Below are 5,238 nucleotides of genomic sequence, written 5' to 3' on the forward strand. Positions count from 1 at the left end.
CGAGACAGCGGTGCTGCTGTCGAGCGGGGGCGCCGGCTGGAGCTTCGGGAGCGCGGCGGTGGCGGCCCTGCTCGCCGCACTCTTCGCCACCATTTACGGCGATTTTTCACGAAAAGAAATGGCATGACGGACGAACAGCGACATGTCGTCTGGGGAGACGAGCTGGTCAAGCTGCACGACGGCTTCCGGCGGGACCTGGCCGCCCTCCGCTCCCATGGAGGCACGCTCGAAGCGGGCGGCGTCGGTGGAGCGGTGGGAGCTGGCGGCGGTGCTGGACCGGATGACCACCCTCCCGGACGATGTCTGACCCGGCTCAGCCCGGAGCGGGGCCGCCGCGCCTCCTGTGCGACATCGGCATCGCGGTGCCGGGCCTGCGCGACTACGCCTCCTCGGCGGCCTCGCCATCGTCCGGGCAACGATCTCTCAGGGGCGGGTGGTCGAGCGGGGGCCCGGGTCCAGGGCGGCGTAGGCGTCGTGGACCCAGTCCGTCAGGGCCGGGCGCGTCTCCGCCGGGTCGATGATGTCCTCCACCAGGAACGCCTCCGCCGTGCGGAACGGCGACCTGACGGCCTCCAGACGCTCGGCGATCTCCGCCTTGAGCGTGGCCGCCTCCTCGCCCGCCTCCGCCAGCAGGCGCTTGAACGCCACCTCCAGCCCGCCCTCGATCGGCAGCGAGCCCCAGTCGCCCGAGGGCCAGGCCACGCGCAGGCCGTACCTGTCGTGGGGCCGGTGCGCCGCGCCCGCCACGCCGAAGACGCGGCGCACCAGCACCGAGGCCCACGGGACCGTGGACTGGTAGACGGCGGCCAGGGCGCGGGCGCCCCTCCTGATCGTGCCCGCCCGCTCCGCCGCCGTGCCGATGACGAAGCCCGGCTGGTCGACCAGGTGCACGATCGGCAGGTGGAAGGTCTCCGCCAGGTCGATGAAGCGGGCCGTCTTGTCCGAGCCCTGGGCCGTCAGGCCGCCGCCGTAGACGAGCGGGTCCGAGGCCAGCACGGCGACGGGGTGACCGTCCAGGCGGGCCAGGGCGGTGATCGTGGAAGGGGCGAACCTGCGGCCGAGCTCCAGGACGCTGCCGGTGTCGAAGGTCAGCTCCAGGATCCTGCGCATGTCGTACGGCCGGCGGCGGTCCCGGGGGACGATGGCGCGCAGCTCGTCCGCGGTCCGGTCCGGGTCGTCCGCCGGGGCCGCGACCGGCGGGGTCCGCCAGGCGCTCTGCGGCAGGTACGACAGCACCCGCCGGGTCAGCTCGAACGCCTCCTGCTCCGAGCCGGCGACCAGGTCCACGGTGCCCGCCGCCGAGACCGTGCGCCAGCCGCCCAGCTCCTCCTTGCCCACGCTCTCCCCCATGCCCGCCTCGACCACGGCGGGTCCCGCGATGAACACCTGCGAGAGCTCCCGCACCATGATCGAGACGTGCGAGGTGACCAGGCGGGCCGCGCCGAGCCCGGCGACCGGGCCGAGGGCGAGGGCGATCACCGGGATCCGGCCCAGGTTCGCCACCACCTGGTCCCAGCCGGGGTTGTAGGGCACGTACGTCCGCCCGAACTCCTCCAGCTGCTTGACGCTGCCGCCGCCCCCGGTGCCGTCGATCAGCCGGACGAGCGGCACCCGCAGCTCGCCGGCCATGCGCTCGGCCAGGATCTGCTTCTCGTGGTTGAAGCGCTCCCCACGGCTAAAGCCGGGGGATTCCAGCCAGCTCGGGCTCCGTCTACGCGGTGGCCTGAGCTGCTGTTGCTTGGCGGTTTGCCTTCCGGCCCACGCGGTTGCGTGGTTTGCGCGCCCCAGCTCGCGCACCCGGTCTGGGTTGCGCGAACTCCGCCCTCCCGGCGGTGAGGATGTTGTTGGCGGCGTGCACGTCGGCGTGCTCGGTGTGTCCGCAGGAGGTGCACCGGAAGACCGCTTGGCTCTCGCGGGACTTCGGGGCCACCACGCTGCACACGCGGCACGTGATGCTCGTGTACGCCGGGTTGACGGTGATGACGTGGCTCCCGGTGTAGCGGGCCTTGCTGCGGGCGGTCAGTTCGATGCGGTGCCAGCCCTTGTCCAAGATGGCCTTGTTGAGGCCGGACTTGGCCGCCGCCCCGTTGGGCAGGTAGCTGCCCGGCTGGTCGGCATCCGGCTTGGGTTTCGCGGTGGCGGTCATGTTGCGGGTGGCGAGCTTCTCGAAGACGATCAGCTCGAAGCTGGTGGCCAGCACGCACGCGATCTTGGCGGCGAAGTCGGCGCGGCGTCGCCGGACCTTGGCCAACGCCCTGCCCAGCGTAGCGGCGGCCTTCTTGCGGCGGGCCGATCCCTTACGGGTGCGGGCCAGGCGCCGCTGCAGGACAGCGGCGTGCTCGACTTCCCGGTCGGTGGCGAACACCTGATGGTGGAACACTCCGTCCGAGCGGGTGACGACCTTGACCACGCCCCGGTCGATCCCGGCCGCGCTCCCCGGATAGGCGTGCCGCTCGGGCGGGCTGATGTCGTCCTCGACGAGGAAGCTGATGTGCCAGTGCGCGCCGTCGCGGCTGACGGTGGCGTTCTTCACCTTCCCGCCCAGCGGTCGGGTGATCCGGAACCGCACCCAGCCGAGTTTCGGCAGTTTGGCCCGCGCCCAGCGCCGGTTGAGTCGCTCGATGGTGATTTTGCCGCCTTCGGGGAACCGGAACGACGGCGCGGTGCGTGCCCGCGACTTCCAGCGGACTTTCCACGTGCCGTGCCGCGAGCAGGCTTGGTCCAGGTCAATGAGGGTCTGTTGGAGGCAGTGGCCAGGCACTTCGGCCAGCCAACCGAACTCGGTTTTGGCCTCGACCAGTTGCTGTGCCTGCTCGTGGTAGCCGATCCAAGCATCCCGCCTGCGGTAGGTGCGGCGTTATTCCAGGGCGGTGTTCCACACGCTGCGGCACGCGCCGCCGATTCGTTCGGCGAACGCGGTCTGCTCGGCGGTCAGGTCCAGGCGGTACTTACGTCCGGTCAGCATGGCCGCTCACCGGTTCTTCTGGTTCTCGACATACCGCTTGACCACGTCCAGTGGCGCACCGCCGACGGTGGCGACAAAGTAGGAGTTGGTCCACAGGGTCGGCAGTTTCGAGGTCAAGCTGGGGAACTCCTGCCGCAGCACCCGCGAGGAGCGGCCCTTGATGGCTTTGACCAGACGGTGGATGCCGTACTGGGGGTCCACCTCGACCAGCAGGTGGACGTGGTCGGGCATGACCTCCAGCTCGATCAGCCACGCCTGCTTCTCGGTGATCACCTCGCGGATCAGTTCCTTCAGCCGCGTCTCGATCCGTCCGCCGAGAACTCGCCGCCGCTACTTGGGGCACCACACGACGTGGAACGCGCACTGGAACGCGATGTTACTGTTCGTGCGGAGGGTCACGGCCACAACGATCATTATACAGCTTTTCGCTGTCTACCGCTCAAAGATTCGAGAGAAGGGCTTACCCCCATGGCTGAAACCAGGGGTCCGCGCCCTAGATCTCCGATCGCGGCGTCGGCCGCCCCGCCGCGTACGGTGAAGTCGTCGCCCGCCACCACGACCCGCCGCCCGTCGATCCGCGCCCGGCCGATGATCACGTTGGCCGGGGTGAACGCCTCGTCGGTGGCGCGGCCGGTCAGCGCCCCCACTTCCCGCCAGGTGTCCGTGAGCGCCGCGAGGCGTTCGCGGATGGTCAGGCGGCCGGTGGCGTGCTGGCGCGCCACGCGTTCCGTCCCTCCCATGAGCTCGGCCAGCTCCTTGCGGCGCTTCAGCTCGGCGAGTTCGGGGTCCCACACGATGCGCTCCTCTGCGGCGGCGACGTACCGGCTGGTCGGTACGTTACTTCAATGCCCCGCTCAGATCAGCACTCCCGGATTGAGGATGCCGCTGGGGTCCAGGGCCGCCTTGGCGGCTCTGAGCGCGAGCGCGAACGGGTCGGGCCGCTGCCGGTCGTAGTAGGGCCGGTGGTCGCGCCCCACCGCGTGGTGGTGGGTGATCGTGCCGCCCATCCGGAGCACGACGTCGGAGACGCGCTGCTTGAGCTCGTCCCACTGCTCGACCTCAGCGCCCTTCACGGCGGGGGCGAGGATCGTGTAGTAGGGCGCGGGCCCGTCGGGATAGGCGTAGGCCAGGCGGCACGTCGCCGTCCCGGCCTCCTCGGCCATGGCCGCCATGACGGCCTCGTGCAGGGCGGGGAAGCGGTCCCAGGTCACCGCCGTCTCGACGGTCTCGGCGAGCACGCCCATCCCCGGGTAGGCGTTGCGCACGTACGGCATGCGGGTGAACGCGCCCTTCCACGCCTGGTCCTGCCGGGCCTCCCCCGCCACGCCGCCGTGCGCGCCGACGATCTCCAGCGCCCGTGACGCCCAGGCGTCCACGGGGTGGTCGCCGGACTCGAAGCCGACGATGAGCACGGCGTGCCGCCCGTCGCCGCCGGAGGTGAGCGCGGCCTCCCGGGCGTCCAGCAGGCGGCAGTTGGACGGGTACAGGCCGGACTGGGCGAGATCGTGCACGGCGGCCACCGCGGCCGGCCACTCGGCGAACCTGACCGGCACCGACACCTTGTGCGTCGGCCGCTCGTGCACCCGCAGCCAGGCCCGGGTGATCACGCCCAGCGCCCCCTCGGAGCCGAGCAGCCAGCGGTCGGGTGACGGCCCCGCGCCCGAGCCCGGCAGCCTGCGCGACTCCCACACCCCGGCGGGCGAGATGGCGCGCACGGATTCGACGAGGTCGTCGATGTGGGTGTGGAAGGTGGCGAAATGGCCGCCCGCCCTGGTGGCGATCCAGCCGCCGACGGTCGAGAACTCGTACGACTGCGGGAAGAACCTCAGCTGCAGCCCCTCGGGCAGGCTCTCGTTGACCGCGGGGCCGCAGGCGCCCGCCTCGACCAGGGCGGCCCTGGAGACCGGGTCCACCTCCAGGACCCGGTTCATCCGGCTGAGGTCCAGGCAGAGCGAAGGGCCGTCGAAACGGGCCTCCACGCCGCCGACGACGCTCGTCCCGCCGCCGCGCGGCACGACCGGCACCCCTTCGCCGGCGGCCCACTCCAGCACCTGGGCGACCTCGTCCTCGTCGCACGGGAGCGCCACCAGGTCGGGGGCGTTGGCGAAGTCCCCCCGGTAGGCGCGGATCAGGTCGCGGTAGGCCTGCCCGTAAGTGCGCACGGCCCGCTCGTACGAGCGTCGTCGGCGGCGTGGAGGCCCGTTTCGACGGCCCTTCGCTCTGCCTGGACCTCAGCCGGATGAACCGGGTCCTGGAGGTGGACCCGGTCTCCA

At 71.5% G+C, this 5,238-nt stretch carries 5 protein-coding genes and 1 pseudogene; all 6 read right to left on the minus strand.

The features are described 5' to 3' along the window. Window positions 1–423: 423 nt before the first annotated feature. The 6 genes and pseudogenes from ETD85_RS59805 to ETD85_RS59825 all read right to left on the minus strand — a co-directional run bounded on the left by ETD85_RS59805 (window position 424) and on the right by ETD85_RS59825 (window position 5,127). Entirely contained in the window at window positions 424–1,797 is a 1,374-nt protein-coding gene (locus tag ETD85_RS59805) for an acyl-CoA carboxylase subunit beta (protein ID WP_338087272.1), read from the minus strand. Continuing rightward, a complete protein-coding gene (locus tag ETD85_RS59810) occupies window positions 1,712–2,827 on the minus strand; it encodes an RNA-guided endonuclease InsQ/TnpB family protein (protein WP_276617424.1) in 1,116 nt (371 codons plus the stop codon). The genes ETD85_RS59805 and ETD85_RS59810 overlap by 86 nt, the downstream gene beginning before the upstream one ends. A gap of 30 nt (window positions 2,828–2,857) precedes the next feature. Then, the gene (locus ETD85_RS66500; protein ID WP_240780134.1) at window positions 2,858–2,965 is read right to left on the minus strand and encodes a helix-turn-helix domain-containing protein; all 108 of its coding nucleotides are present in this window, start codon (window positions 2,963–2,965) and stop codon (window positions 2,858–2,860) included. Window positions 2,966–2,971: 6 nt separating this feature from the next. Further along, window positions 2,972–3,370, minus strand: a pseudogene (gene tnpA, locus ETD85_RS59815) (IS200/IS605 family transposase). Between the two features lie 8 nt (window positions 3,371–3,378). Beyond that, window positions 3,379–3,759, minus strand: coding sequence for a carboxyl transferase domain-containing protein (locus ETD85_RS59820; RefSeq protein WP_138698683.1), 381 nt, complete (start codon window positions 3,757–3,759; stop codon window positions 3,379–3,381). Window positions 3,760–3,819: 60 nt separating this feature from the next. Continuing rightward, the gene (locus ETD85_RS59825) at window positions 3,820–5,127 is read right to left on the minus strand and encodes an FAD-binding oxidoreductase (RefSeq protein WP_138698684.1); all 1,308 of its coding nucleotides are present in this window, start codon (window positions 5,125–5,127) and stop codon (window positions 3,820–3,822) included. Between the last annotated feature and the right edge of the window lie 111 nt (window positions 5,128–5,238).

Origin of the sequence: Nonomuraea zeae (assembly GCF_005889725.1) — a bacterium.
GTDB lineage: Bacteria > Actinomycetota > Actinomycetes > Streptosporangiales > Streptosporangiaceae > Nonomuraea > Nonomuraea zeae.

What these genes read in the sequence shown, in the direction of transcription:
- ETD85_RS66500 (WP_240780134.1), bottom strand. Translation starts at nt 2,965, where the DNA reads ATGCTGACCGGACGTAAGTACCGCCTGGACCTGACCGCCGAGCAGACC.